This window comes from Streptomyces caatingaensis (assembly GCF_001187435.1).
Lineage (GTDB): Bacteria > Actinomycetota > Actinomycetes > Streptomycetales > Streptomycetaceae > Streptomyces > Streptomyces caatingaensis.
The window spans coordinates 794,586-819,181 of sequence record NZ_LFXA01000017.1; the positions used below are offsets into that span (position 1 = coordinate 794,586).

Below are 24,596 nucleotides of genomic sequence, written 5' to 3' on the forward strand. Positions count from 1 at the left end.
ATAATTCGCGGTGAGACGCTGCACGGGGCTGGAACGACCCTTCAAGCCCCCACGGGGAGGTGGCAGGCCAGTTGGAGCAGCTTACGCAGCACGACCCGAGACGGATCGGCCCGTTCGAGGTGCTCGGCAGGCTCGGAGCCGGCGGCATGGGACTGGTCTATCTCGCCCGCTCGGCATCGGGCCGGCGGGTGGCGATCAAGACGGTGCGCACGGAGCTCGCCGAGGACCAGCTCTTCCGCGTCCGCTTCACCCGTGAGGTGGAGGCGGCGCGGGCGGTCAGCGGCTTCTACACGGCCGCCGTCGTCGACGCCGACCCGCGCGCGGCCGTGCCCTGGCTGGCCACCGCGTACGTCCCGGCGCCCTCGCTGGAGGAGATCGTCAACGAGTGCGGGCCGCTACCGGCCCAGGCCGTGCGCTGGCTGGCCGCCGGCATCGCCGAGGCGCTCCAGTCGATCCACAGCGCGGGCCTGGTCCACCGCGACCTCAAGCCGTCCAACGTCCTCGTCGTCGAGGACGGGCCGCGCGTCATCGACTTCGGCATCGCCTCCGGGGTGTCCAACACCCGCCTGACGATGACGAACGTCGCCGTGGGCACGCCCGCCTACATGTCCCCCGAGCAGGCCCGCGACTCCCGCAGCGTCACCGGCGCCAGCGACGTCTTCTCGCTCGGCTCCACCCTCGTCTTCGCGGCCACCGGCCACGCCCCCTTCCACGGCGCCAACCCGGTCGAGACCGTCTTCATGCTGCTGCGCGAGGGCCCCGACCTCGGCGGGCTGCCGGACGAGCTGCGGCCGCTCATCGACTCCTGCATGCAGATGGCCGCCGAGCACCGGCCCACCCCCGCCGACCTCCAGGCGCAGCTCGGCCCGCACCTGTTCGCCTCCGGCGGCGGCGACGACAGCGGCACGGCCTCGGCCTGGCTCCCGCCGGACGCCGTCTCGCTCATCGAGCGCCGCCGCGCCGGGCACCGGCCCGCCCCCGCCCCGGCCCGGGGCGCCTCCTCCCGGCCCGCGACCCCGCCGCGTCCCCCGCGGCCCCCCGCCGCCCCGGCGTACGAGCCGTCGCGGGCGCCCGCCGCCCCCGGCTGGGCCGACTCCCGCGCGACCGGCCCTGGCCCGCGCACCGGCGCGCCCGACCCGCGCGGCGGCCTCACCCCCGCGCCCGCCGCCCCGGCCCCCGCGCCCGTCCGGTCGCCCGTGCAGGCCCCCGTGCCCGCCCCCGCAGGCCAGGGCCGGCACGCCGCCGCGCCCGTCTTCACGGACGACGGCGGCGCCGTGCGGCTGCCCGGCGCCCCGCTGCCGATCGGCCCCGGCCCGCGCGTCGCGGACGCCCGCGAGCCGTACGCGGCGCCCAGCGCGTCCTGGGTGCGCCCGCCGGGCGCCACCGCCGCCCCGGCCGTCCCCGCGGCGCCCGAGGCGGCCCCCAACTCCACGGTGGACCCGTCCCGTTGGCGTCCCTGGCGGTTCCGCATGTCCAACGACGTGTGGGGCACCCCCGTCGTCGCCGGCGACCTCGTGTACGTCACCTCCTTCGAGGTGCACGCCCTCGATGTCGCCAGCGGGCGGCGGCAGTTCAAGACCCGGGACGTCGCCTGGGCCATGGCCGTCGCCGACGGCCGCATACACGCCTCCGACGGGCCCACGCTCTACGCCCTCGACGCCGCCGACGGCACCGAGCGCTGGCGCCTGTCCACCGACGGCTGGGTGTACTCGCTGGGCACCGGCCGGGGCACGGTCGTCACCGGCACCCGGGGCGGCGGCGCCCAGGCGTGGGAGGCCGCCACCGGTGAACTCCTGTGGGAGACCGCCGGGTTGCAGACCGACTTCGAGACCCCCGACTGCGGCCCGGCCGTCCACGACGGCACCGTCTTCGTCTGGTCCGACGGCCGGCTGCGCGCCCTCGACGCCCGCAGCGGCACCGAGCGCTGGAACTACCCGGTGGGCGACGCCTCGTCCTGCGGCGGCGTCCCGGTGCGCCTGCACTCCGCCCCCGACGGCGTCGTCTACGTCGCCGCCGGCACCCGGCTGATCGCCGTCGACGCCGCCCGCGGCGACGTGCGCTGGCGCTTCGAGGCCCCCGCCGTCTTCCTCAGCCCGCCCGCCTGGTCGGCCGGCGGCGTCTACGCGGCCGACTACCTCGGCACCGTCTACGCCCTCGACGCCACGAGCGGCCAGGAGCGCTGGCGCATCGCCACCGAGGCCCGCCAGTCCACCGCGCCCGTCCTCGTCGCCAACGGCCTGGTGCACCTCGGCAGCGGGGGCGCGCTCTACACCCTGGACGCCGTCACCGGCACGCCGCGCTGGCGCTTCGCCGCCGGCGGCGAGATCGTCGGCTCCCCGGCCGTCGCCGACGGCCGTGTCCACTTCGGCTCCGCCGACCACTGCCTGTACGCGCTGGACGCGGCGGGCGGCCAGCTCCGCTGGAAGCTCGCCACCGGCGGCGAGATCACCGGCACCCCGCTGGCCGTCGGCGGCGTCGTGTACGCCTGCAGCAAGGACCGCTGCGTCTACGCCCTGGACGCGGCGAAGGGAACGGGCCAGACCCGCAGGTGAGACGGTGGCGGCCCCCGTCCCCGTACGCGGGAACGGGGGCCGTCGCCGTAACCAGCGCGGCCCCCTCCGCAGCGACCTGAGCTTGCGCCGGACGCTTTTCCGGCGCGCCCGCCGTGACACGGACATAAACGCCTCCTTTCGCGATTCCGGTTCACCCTCCGCCGCCCGCCCGTTGTCCATCAACGCCGTTTCGGAAAAAGCGCATGTGGCGCGTTTATCGGTGACGGACAATGCGGATTGTCCGTGGACGACGACGCCGGGAGGCGAGGGTGGGGAGGGCCGGTCGCCCGCAGGGCGGACCCAGGGGACGCAGTGCGGAGGCCAATGAACTGGCGGCCCTGGCAAGGGAAGTCACCCGTGACTTCACACTGAGGGAATTGGCCGCACGATACAAGATCAGCAAAACCAGCTGGGGGGAGTACCGGTCCGGGGCGAAGGTGATTCCGCTCCATCTCTGGAACCGGGTCGTCGAGGATCTGGTGCGCGATCCCCGGGCCCGCCGGATTCTCCTCGACAAGGGCCGGGAACTGTGCTCCCGCGCCGAACGCGCGCACCGGGAGGCCGCATTGCCGAAAAAGCCCCGGGAGCCCGCCGGGCCCGTCCGCTGCTCGGTGCTGGGACCGGTGCGCTGCCGGCGCGGGGGCGTGCAGCTCGCCGTCGGTTCACCGCAGCAACGGGCCCTGCTGGCCGCCCTGTTGCTGCGCCGCGGCCGGACGGCGACGGCGTCGCAGCTCATCGACGACCTGTGGGGCGGCGAGCCGCCGCACGCCGCCCTGGCCGCCGTCCGCACACGGGCGTCCCGGCTGCGCCGGATCCTCTCCGCGGCGGACGCCGAGGGGCCGGGCGGCGGCGTCGAGGTGGTCGGCGAGTCCGGCGGCTACGCGCTGCGCGGCGCCCCCGGCGCCCTCGATCTCGACCTCGACCGCGCCGAACGGCGGGCCGCCGAGGCGGAGGAGGCCCGCCGGGCCGGCGACCTGCCGCGCGCCCGCCGCCTCCTCGACGAGGCGCTGTCGTTATGGTCCGGCGAGTCCCTGGCCGGGATCCCCGGGCCGTACGCCGAGGCCCAGCGGGCCCGGCTGGAGGAGTGGCGGCTCGGCCTGCTGGAGACCCGCCTCGACCTCGACGTCCGCACCGGCCGGCACGCCGCGGCCGTCCCCGAGCTCACCCTGCTGACCGCCGCGCACCCGCTGCGCGAACGCCCCCGCGAGCTGCTGATGCTGGCCCTGCACCGCAGCGGGCGGCAGGCCGAGGCGCTCGCCGTCTACAGCGACGCGCGGCGCCTCCTCGCCGACGAACTCGGCATCGGCCCCGGCCCCGGCCTGACCGGCCTCCACCGGCGCATGCTCGCCGCCGATCCCTCGCTGGCGGAGCCGGACGCGCCCGACGCCGACGCCGCCGAACGCGTCCGCCCGGCCCAACTGCCGCCCGGCTCACCGAACTTCACCGGCCGCGAGAGCCTGGTCGCCGACCTCGGCGCCTGCCTGGCCGCGGCCGCCGACCGCGACACCGTCACCGTCGGGGCCGTCGCCGGCATCGGCGGCGTCGGCAAGACCACGCTCGCCGTGCACGTGGCGCGGGCCGCCGCCGGGCACTTCCCCGACGGGCAGCTCCACGCCGACCTCCAGGGCGCGGGCCCCGGCCCCGCCGCCCGGCCCGAGGCGGTCCTCGGCGCCTTCCTGCGCGCCCTCGGCATGGCCGACGCGGCGATCCCCGCCGGTACGGACGAACGCGCCGCGCTCTACCGCTCGTTGCTCGCCCGCCGCCGCGTCCTCGTCCTGCTCGACGACGCCCGCGACGCGGCGCAGGTGCGGCCGCTGCTGCCCGGGGCGGCGGGCTGCGCGGCCGTCGTCACCAGCCGCAACCGGCTGGTCGGCCTGGAGAGCGTGCACCTCGTCGACCTCGACGTGATGACGCCCGACGAGGCCCTCGCCCTCTTCACCCGCATCGTGGGGGAGCGGCGGGTGGCGGCCGAGCGCGCCGCCGCGCGCGACGTCGTCGCGGCGTGCGGCTTCCTGCCCCTCGCCCTGCGGATCGCGGCGGCGCGCCTGGCCGCGCGGCCCGCCTGGTCCGTCGCCACGATGGCCCGCCGGCTCGCGGACGAGCGCCGCCGCCTGGACGAACTCCACGCCGGGGACCTCGCCGTCACCGCCACCTTCGACCTCGGCTACGCCCACCTCGCCCCCGACCAGGCCCGCGCCTTCCGCCTCCTGGGCCTCCCCGACGGCCCCGACATCTCCGCCACCGCCGCGTCCGCCCTCCTGGACCTCCCCCTCCCCGCCGCGGAACCCCTCCTCGAATCCCTCGTCGACATCTCCCTCCTCGAGTCCCCCGCCCCCGGCCGCTACCGCTTCCACGACCTCATCCGCCTCCACGCCCGCGCCCGCGCGGAACGCGACGAGCCGGCGGGGGAGCGGGAGTCGGCGCTGGGGCGGCTGCTGGATTTCTACCTGGGGTCGGCGGCGGGGGCCTATGGGGTGGAGAGGCCGGGGGATCGGCTGGTGGAGCACCTGACGCCGGTGCCGGGGCCGGGGCTGGCCTTCGCGGACGGCGCGGAGGCGCGCGACTGGCTCTTCGGCGAGGCGGCCTGCGTCCTGGCGCTGGCCCGCGGGGCCGCGGGGCGGCGCGGGATGCTGCGGCGGGCGGCGGACCTGCTGGTCGCCGCGAAGGACGTGTCGGAGGCCGGAGCCGCCCACCAGCTCTACCGGGAGGTCGCCGGCGAGGTCCTGGAGGCGGCCCGGAAGGAGGGGGACCACAGGGCCGAGGGCCGCGCCCGCACCGTGCTCGCGACCAACCTCGGCCAGAGCGGCCGCCTGGACGAGGCGGCGGAGCACGCACGGGTCGCCGTGCGGCTCGGCGACCTCGCCGCCGATCCGCTGGTGCGCTGTCACGCGACCAACGTCGCGGGCATCGTCGCGACCTATCAGGGCCGGTACCAGGAGGCCGCGCGGTGGCACCTGCTCGCTCTGGAGGCGTTCCGGGCCGTCGGCGACCGGCCCGGGGAGGCCAGCGTCCTGAACAACCTCTCCAGTGTCCAGCAGGAGTTGGGGAACGCCGACGAGGCGCTGCGGCTCGCCGAACGGGCCCTGTCGATCCACCGGAACGCGAGCACGTCCTCCTGGAGGCAGGCCAACAGCCTCTATTCGCGGGGAAGGGCGCTGGCCGGTGCCGGGCGTTTCGACGAAGCGGTACGGGACTTCACCGCCGCGCTCGGGATCTTCCGCGAGAGGCGCCAGCTCCGCTGGACGGGCTGGACCGAGTGGCGGCTCGCCGCCGCGCATCTGTCCGGCGGCCGTCCCCTGGAAGCCGTCCGCCACGCGGAGCGCGCCCTGGCCGTCCTGCGCGGCCTGGGAGGGGACACCTACCTCGGCGCCACTCTCGCGGTGCTCGGCCGCGGCCTGTACGAGCTGGGGCACCCGGGGCGGGCGCGGGTGTGCTGGGAGGAGGCCCTGGCGTCCCCGGGGCGGTTGAGCGGCGTGGAACTCGCCGGAATCCGGGGCCTGCTCGGTCGGCGGTGAGCGGCGTTCCCGGCACCACGCACGCGCGGACCGGACCCTCGGCATCCCCGAGGGGCCGGTCCGCGTGGGGAACGGTCAGAGCTCCATGCCGTTCGCGTGGTTATCGTCGGCACCCATGGGGGTGCTGACGGCGTCGCCGGAGGCGGCCGTCACCACGGGAGCGGGGATGTTCGCCAGGCCGGAGTGATGGTCCGCGGCGGCGGGCACGGTGCCCAGGGCGGCCGCGGCGCCGGCGAGGGCGAGGACGGCTAAGCCCTTCTTGGCGCGGGCTGCGGTGTTGGGGGTCATGGAGGCTCCTTCTGCTCGGGGGCTTGCAGGGTGCTTCCCGTCCTGGGAAGCCGCTCGGGGTGGCGGGGCCAGCAGAAGGGCCGGCATCGGCGGCTCCCCCTCCGTGTCGCCGATGCCGGCCTCTGCTGTGCTGACCGGCGAAGCCCCCTGACGCCCCGCGCTCCAGGGCCTCACCGTGTCCGGCCGGCCGGGGAGCTCCCGGAGTGTGCCGGGAGCTCCAGCCGTGCGTGGACCGGACCGAACGGTCGGATCAGACCGGTTCGGAACCGGCGTGGTTGTCGTTCGGAGAATCACCCAGCTGCTGGGTCTTGGGCTTCAGCGGGGCGGTACCGACCCCCGTTGCGTTCGCGGTACCGATCCCGGCGGCGCCGTTCGCGATCTGGCCGTCCTGCTGTGGTGCGGGCAGAGTGGTGCTGAGCTGGTTCTCGTCGCTCATGGTCGTTCAACTCCATCGGAAAGTGCGAGTCGTGCAGTACGACGGGGATTGCGACACCCGCCCGGCGACTCCCCCGAAGGCCGCCGGACGGGTGTTTTCAGGGCTGTTCACCCTAGTGGTGGCGCACCACACGACCCGCCTGCCCCCCGACGCGACGGATCGACATGAATCAGGATGTCGGGCCGCGATAAACGAATGATGAACGGACGCATGACGCGGGCGCGGACGGGCGCCCTAGACGCCGGCCGGCCTCAGCAGACGCCGTACTTCGGCGGCTTCCTTCTCGTATCCCAGCTGCTGGTAGACGGACAGCGCGTCCGTCCAGCAGGCGTAGGCGCGCTGCCGTTGTCCGAGCCGGTCGAGGCAGTGGCCGAGCACGGCGAGGATGTCGCCCTTGCGCCATTCTCCACTGATGCCGCGCAGCCGGGCCAGTGCCTGCTCGGCGTGGGCGGCTCCCTGGGCGTGGTCGCCCATGGCGTGGTGGATCTCCGCCATGCGGTAGAGGCTCCAGCCTTCCCACATCTGCTGCCGGTTGCTCCGGAAAATGGACAGCGCCTCCGAGAACTGTGCCAGGGCCTGCTCGTGCTGCGCGGCCCCGGCCAGGGCCATGCCGTAGGCGTAGCGGCCGTTGGCCAGCCGCCAGGAGACGTTGAGTTCGCGGTAGATGTCGAGGCTCTCCTGGGCGAGGCGGACGGCGGAATCCGTTCGTCCGGTATGCCCGTGGACGCGGGAGAGGTTGCTGAGCGCGCTGGCCGTGCCGTTGCGGTTGCCGTCCTCGCGGAAGGAGTTCAGGGCCTGGACGCAATGCTGCTCGGCGTCCTCGTACCGCTGCTGGTAAATGCCGATGATGGCACGGAAGTTGGAGGCCACGCAGAGCGGGAAGACGTCCCCGGTCCCGTGCGCGAGGCGCACGGCCTCGGCGGCCTCTTCCTCCGCGTCCGCGAACCGCCCGGCGAGGCTGTGGACGTGTGCGAGGACGGTGCGCGCCCGCCCCTCCGCCCAGGTGTCCCCCGTGTCCCGGGCCGCGGCCAGCAGGTCGGTGGCCGCGCTCGCGTACATGCGCGAGTAGGCGCCCGACTCGATGAGGTCGTTGAGCGCCTGCAGCAGGTCCACGGCCTTCCTCAGCAGGTCGCCGCGGTCCCCCGCATGGCGGCGTGCACATGCCAACATGCAGCCTGCCTCGGTGTACAGCCAGTCCGCCCCCGCCTGGCGGTCCGTGAAGGTGAGCCCGGGATGCCGCGTGGGCGTCAGGTGTTTCAGTAATTGGTCACCCGGCCGCTCCAGCACATAGACCCCCGCCGCCGTCGCCAGATAGAAGTCCAGCAGCCGCGACATCGCCGCCTCCCGCTCCTCCGGCGGCTGTTCGTCGCGTTCGGCGCAGGAGCGGGCGTAGAGGCGGACGAGGTCGTGGTAGCGGTAGCGGCCGGGGGCGGCGGATTCGAGGAGGGAGGTGTCGACGAGGGTTTCGAGGAGTTCCTCGGTCTCGTCGAGGTCCAGGTCGAGGACGGCGGCCGCGGCGGCGAGGGAGATGTCGGGGCCGTCGGGCAGGCCGAGGAGGCGGAAGGCGCGGGCCTGGGCGGGTTCGAGCTGGCCGTAGCCGAGCTCGAAGGTCGCCTTGACGGCGAGGTCGCCGGCGCGGAGCTCGTCGAGGCGGCGCCGCTCGTCGCCGAGCTTGCGGGCGAGGACGGACACCGTCCACGTACGCCGCGCGGCGAGGCGCGACGCCGCGATGCGGATCGCGAGCGGCAGGAAGCCGCACGCCGCCACGACGTCCATCGCCGCGTCCCGCTCCGCCCCCACCCGCTCCTCGCCCACGATGCGCGTGAAGAGGACGAGCGCCTCCTCGGGGCTCATCACGTCGAGGTCGACGAGGTGGGCGCCGGCCAGGTCCACCATGCGCGTGCGGCTGGTGACGAGGGCGGCGCAGCCCTCCGTCCCGGGGAGCAGGGGGCGGACCTGGGCCGCGTCCCGGGCGTTGTCGAGCAGGGTCAGGATGCGGCGGCCGTCGAGCGTGGAGCGGAAGAGGGCCGACCGTTCCTGCAGGCCCTCCGGGATCGCGGAGTCGGGCGTGCCCAGCGCCCGCAGGAAGGCGCCCAGGACCGCCTCCGGGTCGGCGACGACCGGCCCCGTACCCTGGAGGTCGACGTACAGCTGCCCGTCGGGGAAGTGGTTGCGGGCGGCGTGCGCCACATGCACCGCGAGCGTCGTCTTGCCGACCCCGCCGATGCCGGCGACGGCGGACACGGCCATGATCCGGCCCTCGGCGGTGGCCAGTTGGTGGCTGAGCTCCTCGACGAAGGCGGCGCGGCCGGTGAAGTCCGAGACGGTGGCGGGCAGTTGCGCGGGGCGGATGAAGGCCGGGCCCGCGGAGCCGCGCTCGGCCGGCAGGTGCAGGTTGAGGTCCGCGTCGCCGTTGAGGATCCGCTGCTGGAGCTCGGCCAGTTCGGGGCAGGGGTCGACGCCCAGCTCGTCGGCGAGGAGGCGCCGCGTGTCGGTGTAGACGGCGAGCGCCTCCGCCTGCCGCCCGCTGCGGTAGAGGGCGAGCATCAGCAGTTCGCGCAGCCGCTCGCGGAGCGGGTGCGCGGCGGTCAGGGCGGTGAGTTCGGAGACGGCCTCGGCGTGGTGGCCGAGTTCCAGGTCGAGGTCGAGGCGGGTCTCCAGCAGGCCGAGCCGCCACTCCTCCAGCCGGGCGCGCTGCGTCTCGGCGTACGGGCCGGGGATCTGCGCCAGCGGCTCGCCGTCCCAGACGGCCAGGGCATCGTTGATCAGGGCGCGGGCGCCCCCGCGGTTGCCGTTCGCGCGGGCCTTGTCGGCCTCGGCGGCCAGCCGCTCGGCGGTGTCGATGTCCAGGCAGCCGACGCCGGCCCGCAGCGCGTAGCCGCCCGCCTCGCTGACCAGCACGTCCGCGTCGGGACCGAACGCCTTGCGCAGCCGCGAGGCGTAGGTGCGCAGCGCGGCCAGCGCCGCGTGCGGCGGTTCGTCGCCCCACAGGGCGTCCACCAGCTCGGCCGCGGTGGCCGTCCGTCCGCCGCGCAGCAGCAGGGCCGCGAGCAGGGCCCGCTGCTGGGGCGAACCGGTCCGCACTGTCTCGTCGCCGCGCCACGCGCGGACGGGTCCGAGCACGGCGAAGCGCAACCGCTGCTCGTGCCCTGTGTCCCCGGCCATCGTGACCCCCTGCTCGTCCCCTCGGTCGCACCGGTCAGTCTGCCCTGTTCCGCCCCCCGGCGTCAGCACCGGTCCGGCCCTCTCCGAGGGGGCCTCCGGGCCGTGCGGCGCCGGTGGAACGGCGCGGTGGGCGGGCCGCGCGGGGCGCCGGCGGAGCGGCGCCCTCCACCGGCCGCGGCGCGTGCCCGGTGGATCCCCGGCGTCCGGCTGAACAGGACCACCGGCCACAACTCGCCTTATTCGGACCGGGCATTGTACGGCTCCGGCGCCGTCCCGGAACGGTGCCGGGCGGCCGTTCCGCGCGACGGCCGGCCCCGCCGCGGGCGTGCGCCGCCGGTGGGTCCATGCCGATTTGTGCGGTGCGCGCGAACGGCCGGATAACGACGTTCCGGCCCGCCGCGGTGTGACGCGGACCTCTCCCGCGAACCCCGGCGCGGAAAATTTGGAACCGGGGCAAAAGGGGCGGTGCTGCGAATTCCGTACCTCCTCGAACGGCCCCTCCCACCTGGGCGTTACCTCCCGTAACCCGTATTGCCCCTTCAATTGCCAGGTGAACTCTTCGGTAAAGGCGCCAAGTTAAGGGGAGGTGACGGTGAAGGCGGCGGCGGTGCAATCCGTCCGTCGCGGAAACAGCAGGACCTAACGTCCCGGTCATGGTGGATGCAGCGGCGCGGGAGCGCCCTCCGCGCGGCGGGGAGACGACAGGCGGCGGTGCCGGCGGTGTCCGCGCCAAGGGACTCGGCCGCGGCTCCGTCGGCCTGCTCGGCAGCGCGGTCATCGGCGTCTCCACCGTCGCCCCGGTCTACTGCCTGACCTCCACCCTCGGCCCCACCGCCGCCCAGGTCGGCGTGCGGACGCCGGCCGTCTTCCTGGCGGGCTTCCTGCCCATGCTGCTGGTCGCCTTCGCCTACCGGGAGCTCAACCGGGCGGTCCCCGACTGCGGTACGTCCTTCACCTGGTCCGTACGCGCCTTCGGGCCGCGCGTCGGCTGGATGTGCGGCTGGGGGCTGGCCGTCGCCACGATCATCGTCCTCTCCAACCTCGCCGGCGTCGCCACCTCCTTCCTCTACCTCCTCCTCGGCCGGCTCACCGGCAGCGAGGCCGTCGCCGCCCTCGACGGCGACCGGACCGTGCACGTCGTGACGTGCCTCGCGCTCATCGCCGCGGCCACGGCCGTCAGTTACCGCGGGATGACGGCGACCAAGGGCGTGCAGTACGCGCTGGTGGGCCTCCAACTCGCCGTCCTCGCCGCCTTCGTGGCGATGGCGTGGACGACGTCGCCGCCCACGGCCCCCGGCTTCTCCTGGAGCTGGCTCAATCCGTTCGCCGTCCCCTCCTTCGCCTCCTTCACCGCCGGACTCTCGCTCTCCATCTTCATGTTCTGGGGCTGGGACGTGTGCCTGACCGTCAACGAGGAGACCGAGGGCAGCGACCGGACGCCCGGCCGGGCCGCCCTCCTCGCCCTGGCCGTCCTCATCGGCTCCTACCTGCTCACCGCCGTCGCCGCCCAGCGGTACGCCGGCGCGGGCCTCGGCGACCCGCGCACCGCCGACAACGTCTTCGCCGCGCTCGCCGAACCGGTCATGGGCCGGGCCCTCGGCGCCCTCCTCTTCGTCGCCGTCCTCGCCTCGGCCGCGGCCGGCCTCCAGACCACCTTCCTGCCCGTCGCCCGCACGGTCCTCGCCATGAGCACCTACGGTGCCCTTCCGCGCTCCTTCGCCGCCGTCCACCCCCGCTTCCGCTCCCCGGGCCGGGCGACGGTCGCGGCGGGCGTCGCCACCGGGGCCTTCTACGCCGTGATGAGCCTGCTCAGCGAGCACGTCCTCGTCGACACCATCTACGCGCTCGGCCTCATGATCTGCTTCTACTACGCCATCACGGCCTTCGCCTGCGCCCGCTTCTTCCGCGCCGACCTGCGCCGTTCACCGCGCGACGCGCTCCTCAAGGGCGTCCTGCCGGTGCTCGGCGGGCTCGCGCTGACGGCCGTCTTCGCCAAGACGCTCTACGACATGCGCGACCCGGCGTACGGGACGGGCAGCTCGGTCCTCGGCGTCGGCTCCGTCCTCGTCATCGGCGCCGGCCTGCTGCTGCTCGGCGCGGTCCTCATGGAGGTCATGCGCCGGCGCAGCCCCGCCTTCTTCCGGGACGGCTGCCCTCCGGGGGCGCCCGGAGGGCACTCCCGCCCTCCTCACCGGGTGTAGAGCCACCACCACCAGTGGTACTCGTCGTGGTCGTAGTGCTTCTGGCACTTGTACTCGCGCCACTTGTGCTGCTCCACGCCGGCCTTGCCCGCCTTCCGGCAGGACTGCTCACTGGGGTAGTGGCCGCGCTTCACCCAGTGCGCCTTCGCGAGCTGCTCGGTCTCCTGCTGCGCCTGCTGCTCCTCCTGCTGGCTCGGGGGGCTGCTCGTGTCACCGGCCGGTGATCCGCCGGACGCGCTCGTGCCGGACGGGCTCGGGGAATCGTCCGGCGGAGCCGCGGCGGCCGTGCCGGCCGTGCCGGCGAACAGCAGCCCCGCGGTGACCACCGCCACCGGTGCGAGGCGGAAGGCCCTCGACTTCATGAGGTTCCCTCTCTGTCGGTCATCTGCCCTGATAGTGGGCGCGGAACGGCGGCCCCGGAACGGGCGCGCGGGAGCGGGATCCGCCCGTCGCCCCGCGCGGGCGGGCTTGAACCTCACGCGGCGTGAGGAGGGAGGATCGGGCCGTGCACACCACCTGGAAGACGGGCGCGCTCGCCGAGGCGTCCGGCCTGACCGTGCGCACCCTGCACCACTGGGACGCCATCGGCCTGCTCACCCCGTCCCGCCGCACGGCCGCCGGCCACCGCGTGTACACCGGGAACGACCTCGCGCGCCTCTACCAGATCCTCGCCCTGCGCGGTCTGGGCCTCGACCTGGAGACGATCGGTGCCTGCCTCGACGCGGGCGTCGACCCCGTACGCCTGGTCCGCGACCACCTCGCGGAGGTCGACTCCGCCCTGGCGGCTCTGGAGACCCTGCGCACGCGCCTGTCCCGCCTCTCCGCCGAACTCGCCCAGGACGGCGCGGTGTCGGGCCCCGCGCTCCTGGACGCGCTCCACGCGACGGGGCGCGCCGCCGCGCAGGCCACCCTCCGCCGCCATCTGAACCCCGCCTCCGTACGGGAGTTGGCCGGCCGGGCCGCCTCCCTCGGCCCCGCCGCCCACTACCACCTGCACGTCGAATGGCCCGAGCTCTACCGCCGCGCCGCCCGGCTCCGCTCCGCCGGCACCCCGCCCTCCGACCCGGCGGTGCGGCGGCTGGTCGCCCGCATGGACGAGCTGGCCGCCCTGTTCACGGGCGGCGACGCCGGCATCTCGGCCGGTGTACGGGCCGCTTGGCGCGAGGCCCCGCACACGATGTCCGGCGACCCCGCCGCCGACCCGGCCGACTACCGCGAGCCGGCCGCCTACCTGGACGCGTCCCGCACCACCGCCCCGACACCGGAAGGACCCCACCCGTGATCACCCGAACCCTCCCCCTGCTCCTCCCCTACGCCCTCTGCTGCCTCCTGGCCTCCACCGGCACCCTCCCGACGGGTGTCCTGGTGGCGGTGCCGGTGGCGTGGGCGCTGTACGTCCTGGCGACGTCCGCGCGGCCGCGCGGACGGGGCAGGTGAGTCCTCATCAACCTGCATCGCGCGTGACCCGCCGGCGCTGGCGCGCAGGGGCGTCTGTCATGGTCGGGACTGTAGAAATCGTGGCGCCGGCGGAGCCAGGGACGCACACTCGGTAGTGGAGCACCGTTTCCTCCAGAAGCAAGGCGAACCGATGGTCGCCCTCCTGCACGACGCGGGAGCGGTCCAAGCGAGCCCGTACCGCGTCCGGCACATCGTCCGGTGTTCCTTGGAAGTCGGTGATGGACCCACACGGCAGGAGATCCGTGGTCCCCCCCCGACTCCGGGTCCTTCCCGATGAACCGCGAACCCGATGGAGGGGGACGCCGATGGGGCGTCACTGCAAGGAGCCCACGGTTCCCAGGCATGCCGTTCCGCGCCGTTCCCGGCGCCTGCCGGGGCTCCGGCCGCCTGAACCCCCGCGTCAGGCAGGCGCGTCGTCCAGGAAGACGGGGTTGGTCAGCGCCACCAGCGCCCCGCCCCGGCGCCGCACCTCCGCCCGGACGTAGGCCGAACGCGCGGGCGTCGTCCGCCACTCGACGCGGCCGTCCGCCGGGACGGGGACCGTCAGCATCGGGCCCTGGTCCGTGATCAGCGAGGCGGTGCAGCCGGACGGGAGGCCCCCGGTGGTGAGGCGGATCAGGGCGTCGGGGGATCTGAGGCGGCCGCCGATGCCCGCGTGGGCACCGTGCGATCCCTGGGCCTCGAAGGAGAGGCGGACGGAGGAGGATTCGGCGATCCAGCTGCGGCCGGCGCGGAGGGCGGAGAGGAGGGCGGGGCGGGAGAGGTCGTCGGCGAGGACGACGGTCTGGGGGAGGCCGACGGGCTGGGGTTCGCGGTGGGAGTCGCTGTTGCCCATGGCGGGGAGCCAACGGCCGCCGGTGCGGGGGAGCATGGCGTCCCAGGCGGCGACGGCCATGTCGTCGTCGGGGGTCCACGGGCCGTTCCAGACCTCGACCGCGTCCGCCGCGTCGTAGCCGAACTTCCAGTTGCACGCGGGGCAGGTGGCGAACGGGTGGGCGGGGACGACGAGTCCGCCGGCGCGGCGGACGGTGCGGGCGAAGCGGGGGAAGACGCCGTCGCGGGCGCGGTAGCGCCAGTCGACGAAGACGCCGGGGTCGGTGCCGAGGGCGAGGACGTGCCCGTTGCGGGTGGTGACCTCCTCGCCGGTGAGGACGAGCAGGTCGTCACCCCAGAGACCCTCCCAAGCGCCGTGCGCGGACGTCGTGTTGTGCTCGGTGCTGACGATCCAGTCGAGGCCGGCGGCCCGCGCCGCCGCCGCGATCTGCGCCGGCGTGCGGAGCCCGTCGGAGTGGACGCTGTGGAGGTGGCCGTCCCCCCGGTACCAGGCCCGCCCCCGCCCCCGGGTCCGCTGCGGCGGGAAGACGGGGACGGCCGGGGCGCCCGTCGGCCCGTACCGCAGCGTGACCGTCACCTCGTACGCCAGCCCCTGCGGCGCCACCGTGTACGGGCCGAGGACGACGTGCCAGGTGCCGGGGCGGACCGGGCCCGCCAGATAGCCGGGGGTCGCGCGCTCGGCGCCGACCGAGAACTCCGTCCGGGCGCCGCCCGACCAGCCCCGGAACCCGGCACCGCCCAGCCCGGTGCCGCGCTCGTCGAAGATGCCGATGTCGCAGGCGTTGCCGGGCACGCCGGCGGGGACGGCGGGTCTGTCGTACGCGTACGAGACGGCGATCTCCCGGACGCCGCGCGGGACTTCCACGGGGAGGTAGACGTAGTCCGGCGCGCCGGCCGGAAGCCGGCCGGTGATCCTGAGGGTCTCGCTGCCGCCGGCCCGGGCGGCGGTGGAGGGCACGCCTCCGAGACTAAGGGCGGCGGGCGCGCCCGTCGCCCCGGCGGCGGTCAGTTTCAGGACGTTCCGGCGGTCCATGCGGCCTCCTTCGGGGACCGTGCGTCGGGGACCGTTGTACGCCCGCCCGGCGGGCGGCGGAACCTACGCCGGCTGACGGTTGTGTGTCGGCTGTTCGACATGGGTCACGGGCGACCCTCCAGGGCTTACCGTGGGTAGCCTGCCGTGCCGCACGCGTCGCAGGCGCCACGCGACCGCACGGCGCGGCCCGTACGGCACATCCGCCCGCCCCGCCACGGAGGTTCTCGCATGCGCATCGCGACCACGGCCTTCCTCACGGACGAGACGATCACCCCGGTCCGGCTCGCCCGCGAGCTCGAACAGCGCGGTTTCTCCGGCCTCTACCTGCCCCAGCACACCCACATCCCCGTCAGCCGCGACACGCCCGCGCCGATGGGCGAGCCGCTGCCGCGCGAGTACGGCCGGGCGTACGACCCGGTGGTCGCGCTCGCCCAGGCCGCCGCCGTCACCCACCGGATCGCGATCGGCACCGGCGTCGCGCTCGTCGCCCAGCACGACCCCATCGTCCTGGCCAAGCAGGCGGCCTCCCTCGACCACCTCAGCGGCGGGCGCTTCACCCTCGGCATCGGCTACGGCTGGAACGTCGAGGAGGCCGCCGACCACGGCGTCGAGTGGCGCACCCGGCGCGCCCTGGTGCGTGACCGGATGGCGCTGATGCGGGCCCTGTGGGCGGCCGAACCGACCGCGTACGAGGGCGAGTTCGGCTCGGTGCGGGCGAGCTGGGCGTATCCCAAGCCGCTGCTGCCGCCGCGCGAGCGGGTGGGCGCGCCGCCGCTCGTCGGGCCGCGCACGCTGATCGGCGGGGCGGCCGGGCCGGGGCTGTTCGCCGCCGTGGCGGAGTACGCGGACGGGTGGCTGCCGATCGGCGGGGGCGGGCTGGGGGAGGCGCTGCCCGAGCTGCGGGCGGCGTGGGCGGAGGCGGGGCGGCCGGGCGAACCGCTCGTCATCCCGTACGCGGTGCACCCGTCGGCGGGGAAGCTGGCGCACCTGGCGGACCAGGGCGTCGAGGAGGTCGTGGTGGGGCTGCCGGCGGCGGGGGAGGGGGAGGTGCTGCGGGCGCTGGACGCGCTGGCCGAGTTCCTGTGACGCGGCGTCGGGAGACGGCGCCGGAGGGGGCCTCCGGATCGAGTGATCATACCCACACCAACCCGGCGCGATCTCCTCTGGTGCCCGGTGCGCCCGCTCGTATGCTCGGGGAATGACTTCGAGCGCACCACGTCCCGTACCGGAGGCACCGACCGCGAACGCCATGCGGAGAGCCCTCAAACGGGCCCGTGACGGCGTCGCGCTGGACGTCACGGAGGCGGCCGTCCTCCTGCGGGCGCGCGGCGACGACCTGGAGGACCTCTGCGCCTCGGCCGCCCGGGTGCGGGACGCGGGGCTGGAGGCCGCCGGCCGGCCCGGCGTCATCACCTACTCCAAGAGCGTCTTCATCCCGCTCACCCGCCTCTGCCGCGACAAGTGCCACTACTGCACCTTCGTCACCGTCCCCGGCAAGCTCCGCCGGGCGGGCCACGGGATGTTCATGTCCCCGGACGAGGTCCTGGCGATCGCCCGCCGCGGCGCGGCGATGGGCTGCAAGGAAGCCCTGATCACGCTGGGGGACAAGCCGGAGGAGCGCTGGCCCGAGGCCCGCGAGTGGCTGGACGCGCACGGCTACGACGACACGCTCGCGTACGTCCGCGCCATCTCCGTCCGGATCCTGGAGGAGACCGGCCTCCTGCCGCACCTCAACCCCGGCGTGATGACCTGGAGCGACTTCCAGCGGCTCAAGCCCGTCTCGCCGTCCATGGGCCTGATGCTGGAGACCACGGCCACCCGGCTGTGGAGCGAGCCCGGCGGCCCGCACTACGGCTCGCCCGACAAGGACCCCGCCGTCCGGCTGCGGCACCTGGAGGACGCGGGCCGCAGCTCCGTCCCGCTGACCAGCGGGCTGCTGCTGGGCATCGGGGAGACGTACGAGGAGCGCGCCGAGTCGCTGTTCGCGCTGCGCCGCGTCGCGCGGGCGTACCACGGCATCCAGGAGCTGATCCTGCAGAACTTCCGCGCGAAGCCGGACACCGCGATGCGCGGCATGCCGGACGCGGAGCTCGACGACCTCGTCGCCACCGTCGCCGTCGCCCGGCACATCATGGGGCCCTCCGCCTGCCTCCAGGCGCCGCCGAACCTCGTGGACGCCGAGTTCGGCCGGCTGATCCGGGCCGGCATCGACGACTGGGGCGGCGTCTCGCCGCTCACCCCCGACCACGTCAACCCCGAGCGGCCCTGGCCGCGGATCGACGAACTCGCCGAGCGGTCCGCCGCGGAGGGGTTCGTCCTGAAGGAACGTCTCGCCGTCTACCCGGAGTTCGTGCGGCGCGGCGAGCCGTGGCTCGACCCGCGCGTCCTGCCGCACGTGCGGGCGCTGGCCGACCCGGAGACGGGCCTCGCCCGTGAGGACGCGGAGGTGCGCGGGCTGCCGTGGCAGGAGCCCGAGGAGGTGTTCGTCCCCTCCGGCCGCACGGAGCTGCACCGCACCATCGACACCGAGGGCCGCACCACCGACCGGCGCGACGACTTCGACGACGTCTACGGCGACTGGGACGCCCTCCGCGAGGCCGCCGCGCCCGGCATGGTCCCCGAGCGGCTCGACGGCGACGTCCGCGCGGCGCTCCGGCAGGCGGCCGACGACCCGGCGCGGCTGACCGACGCCGAGGCGCTCGTCCTGCTCCACGCGGACGGGGCGGCGCTGGACGCGCTCTGCGGCATCGCCGACGGCCTGCGGCGGGACGTGGTCGGCGACGACGTCACCTACATCGTCACCCGCAACATCAACTTCACCAACGTCTGCTACACCGGCTGCCGTTTCTGCGCCTTCGCGCAGCGCCGCACCGACGCCGACGCGTTCACCCTCTCGCTGGAGCAGGTCGCCGACCGGGCCCAGCAGGCGTGGGAGGTCGGCGCCGTCGAGGTGTGCATGCAGGGCGGCATCCATCCCGACCTGCCTGGTACGGCGTACTTCGACATCGCGCGGGCGGTCAAGGAGCGCGTGCCCGGGATGCACGTCCACGCCTTCTCGCCGATGGAGGTCGTCAACGGGGCGTCGCGGACGGGGCTTTCGGTGCGGGAGTGGCTCACCGCGGCGAAGGAGGCCGGGCTCGACTCGATCCCCGGGACGGCGGCCGAGATCCTCGACGACGAGGTGCGGTGGGTGCTCACCAAGGGCAAGCTGCCGGCCGACACCTGGATCGAGGTCGTCAGGACCGCCCACGAGCTGGGCATCCGCAGCTCCTCGACGATGATGTACGGGCATGTGGACCAGCCCCGGCACTGGCTCGGGCACTTCCGGACGCTGGCGCGGGTGCAGGAGGAGACGGGCGGTTTCACCGAGTTCGTGACCCTTCCGTTCATCCACACCAACGCGCCGGTCTACCTCGCCGGCATCGCTCGCCCCGGACCGACCATGCGCGACAACCGCGCCGTCACCGCCATGGCCCGGCTGCTCCTCCACCCGCACATCCCCAACATCCAGACGAGCTGGGTCAAACTCGGCACGGAGGGCGCCGCGGAGATGCTCCGCTCGGGGGCGAACGACCTCGGCGGCACGCTGATGGAGGAGACCATCTCGCGCATGGCCGGCTCGTCGTACGGCTCGTACCGCTCGAGCCGCGACCTGGAGGCCATCGCGGAGGCCGCGGGACGGCCCGCGCGGGCCCGCACGACGCTCTACGGCGAGGTGCCGGAGGAACGCCTCAAGGCGGCCGTCGCCTCGGACGGCCATCTTCCGGAGCTGCTGCCGGTGTTGGGGGAGGGCTGAGCGGGCCGGGAGGGGGCGGTCGGGGTCGGGGGGCGCGAGGGTTCGGGCGGGGCCTTCGGGCCGGGGCCCGGGGCCGGGGCCCCGGCCGTCCCGGGCCGGGCCGGGTGCCGGGCCGGGCCTGCGGCCGGGGCCGCGGCGGAGTGTTGCCGGACTGTCGCCCGGCCTCGATCGGACGGCGACCCTCGCCCGCATAGGGTGTCCCGCATGTCTTGGCCCCAGAACCCCCCACAGCCTCAGCAGCCCGAGCCGGTCGATCCGGCCGGCCCGAACGGCCCGAACGGCCCGAACGGCCTGGCCGGTCCGGCCGGTGCCGCGCCGCAGTACGGGCAGCAGCGGACGCCCGCGCAGCCGGGCCCGCCGCCCCCGCCCCAGGGCGGCCCCGGCGGCCAGGGCGGCTTCGGACCCGCCCCGACCTGGGGGCCGGAGGGCACGGGGCACGCCCAGCAGACGATGGCGTTCCCGGCGGCGGGGCCGAACGGGAACGCGGGCGCCGGCGCGGTGCCCCCGCCGCCCGGGCCCGTGCGCGGGGCGGGCGCTGCGGGGGCCGGCCGTGCCGCGGGCGCGGTGCCCCCGCCGCCCGGACCCGCGCCGCGCGGCGGTGCCGTGCCGCCGCCGCCCGGACCCGTCCCCGGCGCGGGGCCCGGCGCCGTACCGCCGGCCGGGCCGGCGCACCCCGGCGGCGCGGCGCCCTACGGGCAGATGCAGCCGCAGCCGCAGATGCAGCCGCCCCAGCCGTCCGCGCCGCGCAAGAACAAGACGCTCCTCGCCGTCGTCGGCGGTGTCGTCGCGCTCGCCGTCATCGGCGGCGGGATCGCCTACGCGGTCATCGGCGGCGGTGACGACAAGAAGGACGAGCAGGCCAAGGGCGACGGCAAGGGCGGCGCGTCCGGCGCGCCGCAGACGCCCGGGGCGTCGGGGGACGCCAACTCCCCGGCCCCGTCAGGCTATCGGCCCCCCGCCGGCTGGCAGACCCAGACCTACGAGCGCCACGGCTTCAGCTACGACGTCCCCGGCCAGGACGCCAAGTGGAAGCTGCTGCCCGGCGACACGATGATCTCGTACACGGAGAAGGGCAAGCCGGTCGTCGCGATGACCGGAACGGCCAACTTCCGCGAGGGCGGCTGCGCTTCGAACCCCAACCCCGACACCTTCGGCGAGGCCGGCAAGGGCCAGCTCGCCACCGTCGGCACCACCGGCGGCGGCAAGGACGGCACGCTCCAGGACAACGCCCGCAACTGGGCGGGCAACTGGGGCGTGATGGCCTACGGCGGTCTCGGCGCCAACAAGCCGAAGATCCAGGTGAGCCAGGCGACACCCTGGAAGCACAACGGCGTCGAGGGCTACACGGCGACCGCCAAGGTCACCGTCACCCACCGCCCCAGCAGCTGTGTCCCGCCGACCGCGATCGTCAGGAGCATCGCGCAGAAGCTGCCGGACGGCACCTTCCACGGCTGGGTGATCTACGCCGACCAGGGCGTCCCGAACGCCCTCCCCGAGGCCGAGATCGACAAGATCATGAACACCGTGCGCCCGGCCAGAACCCCGTAGGCACTCACGGGCGGTCGCCTACGGTCGAGCCACGGGACCGCGAACCGCAAGTCAGGAACGGACATCGAGCCGGGAGGCCGGAACGTGACCACGACCGCGGAAACGCCCCTGTGGGGCCGGGCCGAGCAGCAGGACTTCCGCGCACGGGTGCGCGGCTGTCTGCTGGGCGGCGCCATCGGTGACGCGCTGGGCGCGGGCATCGAGTTCGACTCGCTGGAGGCGATCCGCTCGGCCCACGGGCCGCAGGGCGTCGAGGACTACGTCCCGGCCTACGGCCGCCGGGGCGCCGTCACCGACGACACCCAGATGACGCTCTTCACCGCCGAGGGGCTGATACGGGCGCTGGTGCGCCGGGACACCGGCGCCTGGCACCCGCCGACGGACGTCCACCGCGCGTATCTGCGGTGGGCGGCCACCCAGCGGGACTGGGGTCCGGACGAACGGGAGCCGGACGCCGGCTGGCTGGCCCGCGAGGAGTGGCTCTACTCCCGGCGGGCGCCCGGGAACGCCTGCCTCTCCGGGCTGGCGGACGAGCGGATGGGCACCCTCGGCGAGCCGAGGAACCCCGACTCCAAGGGCTGTGGCGCCGTGATGCGCTCGGCGCCGTTCGGGCTCCTGGTCGGCTGGGAACCGGAGCTCGTCCTCCAACTCGCCCTGGAATGTGCCGTGCAGACGCACGGCCACCCCACCGGGGCGCTCGCCGCGGGGGCGTTCGCGCTGATCGTCCACGGCGTCGCCCGCGGTGAGTCGCTGGACGCCGCCGTCCAGCGGACGCTGACCCTGCTCGCCGGCCGCCCGGGACACGAGGAGACCAGCCGGGCCCTCCGGCAGGCCCTGGGCGCGGTGCGCCAGGGACTGCCGACGCCGGAGCGCGTCGAGTCGCTGGGCCAGGGGTGGGTGGCGGAGGAGGCCCTGGCCATGGGCGTCTACTGCGCGCTCGTGGCCGAGGACGTGCGCCACGGGCTGCTGCTCGCCGTGAACCATGGAGGCGATTCGGATTCCACGGGCTCGATCTGCGGCAACCTGCTCGGCACGCTGCACGGGGAGACCGCGCTGCCCGCCGGGTGGCTCGCCGAGCTGGAAGGACGGGCCACCATTCTCCAACTCGCCGACGACTTCGCCATGGAGCTGACGCAGGGGCCCTCGCTGCACGGCCCGGCCGGCTCCTCGGCCGCCTGGCTGGCGCGGTACCCGAGGGCGTGAACCCGGGCCCGGGGCCGTCCGGCCGCGCCAACCCCGTCCGGGGGGACGGGGCTTGCGTATGCCGGTCAGGGGCTCACTCCTCTCCGGTGGTGACGGTCGTCATGAAGGACGCCCACGCCTCCGGCGTGAAGCCGAGCTCCGCGCGGCACGTGGCCTTCGAGTCGCGCACCGCGACGGACCCGACGGTGAAGGAGGCGACCTCGACGCACTCGCCGTTGAGGGAGTAGGAGGACTTCCGCCAGGGGGACACGCCCTGCTGAATTGCCATGGTGTTGCTCCGTTGCCTGTGAGTGCTGCCTGGGTGGGACTGCCTGTCGGATTCGGGTGCGCCGGCTTCCCGAAGGTGCGACCGACGGTACGCGCCAACATGACCGGATGAGAGGGCTGTTCACCCGACCGGATGGCATATTCCAGGCGACTCTTCCCAGCGGGGCGGGGCCAGGTGTACCGTTCCGCCTCCCCGTCCGGCCGCCGTCAGTCGCGGTACTCGTCCGCGGCGCTCAGCAGGAACCGCCGCGTCTGCTCGGCGTTGAGGGCCTGCATCCGCAGGTGCTCGTACATCACGCTGTAGACCTGCACGTCCGAGGGCTTCTCCAGGTACAGGTCGCTGGTGATCCCCTCCAGGTAGACCGTGCTGGCGTCCTGCGGGTCGTGGAACTCCAGGATGCAGAACTTGCCGTACATCCCCGGGTGCGCGCCCACGTCGAAGGGCAGGATCTGCACGGTGATGTACGGCTGGAGGCTGAGCTGGACGAGGTGCTCCAGCTGTTCGCACATGGTGGCCCGGGTGCCGACGATGCGCCGCACCGCCGACTCGTCGATGACCGCCCACAGCCGCAGCGGGTTGTCGGGGTCGGTGATCCGCTCCTGGCGCCGCATCCGCACCTGCACGCGCCGCTCGATCTCCGCGGCGGTGGCCTCCGGCCACGAGCCCTCGGTGACGGCGGTGGCGTAGCCGGGGGTCTGGAGGATGCCCGGGACGACCGACGCCTCGTAGATGCGCAGCGACGCCGCGTCCGTCTCCAGCCCGATGTAGACGCTGTACGGAATGTCGCCGAAGGCATGCCACCAGCCTTGCTGCCGTGACTCTTTGGCCATCTGCATCAGCGAATCGACGATGCGGTGGTCCTCGACTCCGTACACCCCGCACAGATCGCGGACGTCGCGCTGGCTGATGCTGCGGCGGCCGTTCTCCAGGCGGCTGATCTTCGACTGGGACACCAGGAGCCGTTCGGCCACCTCCTCCGCCGTCATCCCTTTGAGCTCACGGAGCTTGCGCAGCTCCTGCCCCAATCGGCGCCGCCTTACGGTGGGGTTGACACTGGACGCCACGGGACGCACCTCCGGCTCCGTCATGCTGCTGTCTCCTGGTCCACGCAGCCTGCCACCACCGGCCGGGGCGGCGCTGGGAAATGCCGACACAGCGTCCTCCCGCGACGACCGGAGTCACGGTGCCGTACGGTCCTCGCCGGACGCGGGCGCGCCGGTGCGGGGCGGCGGCCGAACCACCGCCCCGCACCGGGCGTTTCGGGCGGACGCGGCCCGGTGCCGGGCCGGGGCGCCCGTCTCCTGCCCCATCGGGCGACCGGGTCGCTCACGTCACCGTGTCACCCGGATTCCGGTCGCGTCCGGTGGGTTCCGGTCGTTCCCGGTCGGCCGGGGACCGGTCCGCGTCACCGGAAAGCGTTCCGCCGCCGGAGGGCGTTCCCCCGCGGGAGGTCCCTCCGGGGCCGGGCGGCCCTCCGTCACGGCCTCAGGAGGCCGCCGCGCGGGCCATCATCCCGCCGCGGGACGCCACGGTCTGAGGAACGGTTTCAGCAGATGCCACCGCGCCCCGGACGGACGCCTTCCGGCGTCCCGTCCCGCCGTTGCCGCCGCCGGCCACCGCCGTGGAGCGGCGCGGCTGGGCGACCCCGTTCTGGACGTCGAGCACGGCGTGCGCCACGAGCCCGCCCATGGGGTCGTGCCGGATCAGGTCCCGCAGCCGGGACCTGGACGAGCGGCCCTCGTTGCCCGGGTAGAGGTGCTTGCCCAGGCCGACCGCGTGCGCCAGCGCGGCCAGCGCCGCCGTCCGCGGGTCCGGCGGGACGCCGGTGCGGATCGCGCTGTCCAGCCGGGCCCTGATCTCCCGGCTGATGGCCGTGTCCGTCGCCTGGTAACGGGTGGTCGGCAGCACCCCGCACATCTGGCCGGCGACGGCGTGCACCATGCCGCACCGCTCCAGGTGGGTGAGGTACGTCTGACGCAGCCCCAGCCGGGGCCCGCCGATCCAGTGCACCGCGCGGACCGGGCTGCCGCGGCGTCGCAGCAGCTCCAGCGCGGTGTCCAGCGTCGGATCTCCTGTGGGCCGTGGCATCACCACGGCGATACGATCCCCGTCCGGGGCTATCCGTCCGGCCAGAGCCAGCTCCACTAGCTGCGCTCCGGCGAGACCGAGGTCGAGCGACTGCGGCTGCGCCGTGGTCCCGGTGGCCGGGTCCAAGGCGAGCAGCAGAAGCTCCTCCGGAATTGTTCTGCGGCTCCTGCCCATCCATGCCTCCCCGCGTGGATGAGTGACAGGGTGACCC

The 24,596-nt window shown here is 74.8% G+C and carries 17 protein-coding genes and 1 pseudogene; 9 read left to right on the top strand and 9 right to left on the bottom strand.

The features are described 5' to 3' along the window. Nucleotides 1-71 precede the first annotated feature (71 nt). On the top strand, nt 72-2,552 hold the full coding sequence (gene afsK, locus AC230_RS26075; protein WP_049718729.1) for a protein serine/threonine kinase AfsK: 2,481 nt from the start codon (nt 72-74) through the stop codon (nt 2,550-2,552). Nucleotides 2,553-3,079: 527 nt separating this feature from the next. Continuing rightward, on the top strand, nt 3,080-6,067 hold the full coding sequence (locus AC230_RS26080; protein ID WP_422125641.1) for an AfsR/SARP family transcriptional regulator: 2,988 nt from the start codon (nt 3,080-3,082) through the stop codon (nt 6,065-6,067). 75 nt (nt 6,068-6,142) lie between these two features. Here the strand turns inward: AC230_RS26080 and AC230_RS26085 are convergent, their stop codons facing one another. From AC230_RS26085 to afsR, 3 genes are all read right to left on the bottom strand, one after another. Further along, nucleotides 6,143-6,355: a hypothetical protein gene (locus tag AC230_RS26085; protein ID WP_049718730.1), complete on the bottom strand. Its 213-nt coding sequence runs from the start codon at nt 6,353-6,355 to the stop codon at nt 6,143-6,145. Nucleotides 6,356-6,605: 250 nt separating this feature from the next. Then, the gene (locus AC230_RS26090) at nt 6,606-6,791 is read right to left on the bottom strand and encodes a hypothetical protein (RefSeq protein ID WP_049718731.1); all 186 of its coding nucleotides are present in this window, start codon (nt 6,789-6,791) and stop codon (nt 6,606-6,608) included. Nucleotides 6,792-7,025: 234 nt separating this feature from the next. Next, a complete protein-coding gene (gene afsR / locus AC230_RS26095; RefSeq protein WP_049718732.1) occupies nt 7,026-9,956 on the bottom strand; it encodes an SARP-family global regulator AfsR in 2,931 nt (976 codons plus the stop codon). 653 nt (nt 9,957-10,609) lie between these two features. Here afsR and AC230_RS26100 point away from each other — a divergent pair. Beyond that, nucleotides 10,610-12,157: an APC family permease gene (locus AC230_RS26100; RefSeq protein ID WP_078871566.1), complete on the top strand. Its 1,548-nt coding sequence runs from the start codon at nt 10,610-10,612 to the stop codon at nt 12,155-12,157. On the opposite strand, the gene AC230_RS26105 is transcribed toward AC230_RS26100, so the two are convergent. Further along, on the bottom strand, nt 12,145-12,519 hold the full coding sequence (locus tag AC230_RS26105) for a hypothetical protein (protein WP_049718733.1): 375 nt from the start codon (nt 12,517-12,519) through the stop codon (nt 12,145-12,147). The two genes, AC230_RS26100 and AC230_RS26105, sit on opposite strands and share 13 nt — an antisense overlap. Nucleotides 12,520-12,662: 143 nt before the next feature. Between AC230_RS26105 and AC230_RS26110 the strand changes: the two genes are divergently transcribed. Beyond that, entirely contained in the window at nt 12,663-13,439 is a 777-nt protein-coding gene (locus AC230_RS26110; RefSeq protein WP_241833365.1) for a MerR family transcriptional regulator, read from the top strand. Further along, entirely contained in the window at nt 13,436-13,594 is a 159-nt protein-coding gene (locus AC230_RS32780; protein ID WP_157868663.1) for a hypothetical protein, read from the top strand. The genes AC230_RS26110 and AC230_RS32780 overlap by 4 nt, the downstream gene beginning before the upstream one ends. A gap of 103 nt (nt 13,595-13,697) precedes the next feature. Here the strand turns inward: AC230_RS32780 and AC230_RS34100 are convergent. Together AC230_RS34100 and AC230_RS26120 are read right to left on the bottom strand one after the other, a co-directional pair. Then, nucleotides 13,698-13,841, bottom strand: a pseudogene (locus AC230_RS34100) (transcriptional regulator); the annotation flags it as partial. Between the two features lie 174 nt (nt 13,842-14,015). Further along, nucleotides 14,016-15,482, bottom strand: coding sequence for a CehA/McbA family metallohydrolase (locus AC230_RS26120; RefSeq protein ID WP_198535608.1), 1,467 nt, complete (start codon nt 15,480-15,482; stop codon nt 14,016-14,018). 228 nt (nt 15,483-15,710) lie between these two features. On the opposite strand from AC230_RS26120, the gene AC230_RS26125 reads away from it, so the two are divergent. The 4 genes from AC230_RS26125 (at nt 15,711) to AC230_RS26140 (ending at nt 22,029) form a co-directional block, all read left to right on the top strand. Continuing rightward, nucleotides 15,711-16,568 carry a TIGR03619 family F420-dependent LLM class oxidoreductase gene (locus AC230_RS26125; RefSeq protein WP_049718736.1) on the top strand — a complete coding sequence of 286 codons (858 nt, stop codon included), beginning with the start codon at nt 15,711-15,713 and terminating at the stop codon, nt 16,566-16,568. A gap of 112 nt (nt 16,569-16,680) precedes the next feature. Then, nucleotides 16,681-19,278: a bifunctional FO biosynthesis protein CofGH gene (locus AC230_RS26130; RefSeq protein WP_049718737.1), complete on the top strand. Its 2,598-nt coding sequence runs from the start codon at nt 16,681-16,683 to the stop codon at nt 19,276-19,278. A 204-nt stretch (nt 19,279-19,482) separates the two neighbouring features. After that, the gene (locus tag AC230_RS34105) at nt 19,483-20,826 is read left to right on the top strand and encodes a DUF8017 domain-containing protein (RefSeq protein WP_241833366.1); all 1,344 of its coding nucleotides are present in this window, start codon (nt 19,483-19,485) and stop codon (nt 20,824-20,826) included. A gap of 84 nt (nt 20,827-20,910) precedes the next feature. Beyond that, a complete protein-coding gene (locus tag AC230_RS26140) occupies nt 20,911-22,029 on the top strand; it encodes an ADP-ribosylglycohydrolase family protein (RefSeq protein ID WP_049718738.1) in 1,119 nt (372 codons plus the stop codon). Nucleotides 22,030-22,102: 73 nt separating this feature from the next. On the opposite strand, the gene AC230_RS26145 is transcribed toward AC230_RS26140, so the two are convergent. The 3 genes from AC230_RS26145 to AC230_RS26155 all read right to left on the bottom strand — a co-directional run bounded on the left by AC230_RS26145 (nt 22,103) and on the right by AC230_RS26155 (nt 24,559). Next, on the bottom strand, nt 22,103-22,297 hold the full coding sequence (locus tag AC230_RS26145) for a DUF397 domain-containing protein (protein ID WP_049718739.1): 195 nt from the start codon (nt 22,295-22,297) through the stop codon (nt 22,103-22,105). Between the two features lie 206 nt (nt 22,298-22,503). Next, nucleotides 22,504-23,361 carry a helix-turn-helix domain-containing protein gene (locus AC230_RS26150; protein ID WP_078871596.1) on the bottom strand — a complete coding sequence of 286 codons (858 nt, stop codon included), beginning with the start codon at nt 23,359-23,361 and terminating at the stop codon, nt 22,504-22,506. A 421-nt stretch (nt 23,362-23,782) separates the two neighbouring features. Beyond that, nucleotides 23,783-24,559, bottom strand: a complete 777-nt coding sequence (locus AC230_RS26155) for a GOLPH3/VPS74 family protein (protein WP_049718741.1) — start codon at nt 24,557-24,559, stop codon at nt 23,783-23,785. Nucleotides 24,560-24,596: the final 37 nt, after the last annotated feature.

Excerpts from the sequence above, each read along its gene's own strand:
- AC230_RS26130 (WP_049718737.1), top strand. The coding sequence starts at position 16,681 with ATGACTTCGAGCGCACCACGTCCCGTACCGGAGGCACCGACCGCGAAC.
- AC230_RS34105 (WP_241833366.1), top strand. The coding sequence starts at position 19,483 with ATGTCTTGGCCCCAGAACCCCCCACAGCCTCAGCAGCCCGAGCCGGTC.
- afsR (WP_049718732.1), bottom strand. The coding sequence starts at position 9,956 with ATGGCCGGGGACACAGGGCACGAGCAGCGGTTGCGCTTCGCCGTGCTC.
- AC230_RS26125 (WP_049718736.1), top strand. The coding sequence starts at position 15,711 with ATGCGCATCGCGACCACGGCCTTCCTCACGGACGAGACGATCACCCCG.
- AC230_RS26105 (WP_049718733.1), bottom strand. The coding sequence starts at position 12,519 with ATGAAGTCGAGGGCCTTCCGCCTCGCACCGGTGGCGGTGGTCACCGCG.
- AC230_RS26090 (WP_049718731.1), bottom strand. The coding sequence starts at position 6,791 with ATGAGCGACGAGAACCAGCTCAGCACCACTCTGCCCGCACCACAGCAG.
- AC230_RS26100 (WP_078871566.1), top strand. The coding sequence starts at position 10,610 with ATGGTGGATGCAGCGGCGCGGGAGCGCCCTCCGCGCGGCGGGGAGACG.
- AC230_RS26120 (WP_198535608.1), bottom strand. The coding sequence starts at position 15,482 with ATGGACCGCCGGAACGTCCTGAAACTGACCGCCGCCGGGGCGACGGGC.
- AC230_RS26145 (WP_049718739.1), bottom strand. The coding sequence starts at position 22,297 with ATGGCAATTCAGCAGGGCGTGTCCCCCTGGCGGAAGTCCTCCTACTCC.
- AC230_RS26085 (WP_049718730.1), bottom strand. The coding sequence starts at position 6,355 with ATGACCCCCAACACCGCAGCCCGCGCCAAGAAGGGCTTAGCCGTCCTC.
- AC230_RS26155 (WP_049718741.1), bottom strand. The coding sequence starts at position 24,559 with ATGGGCAGGAGCCGCAGAACAATTCCGGAGGAGCTTCTGCTGCTCGCC.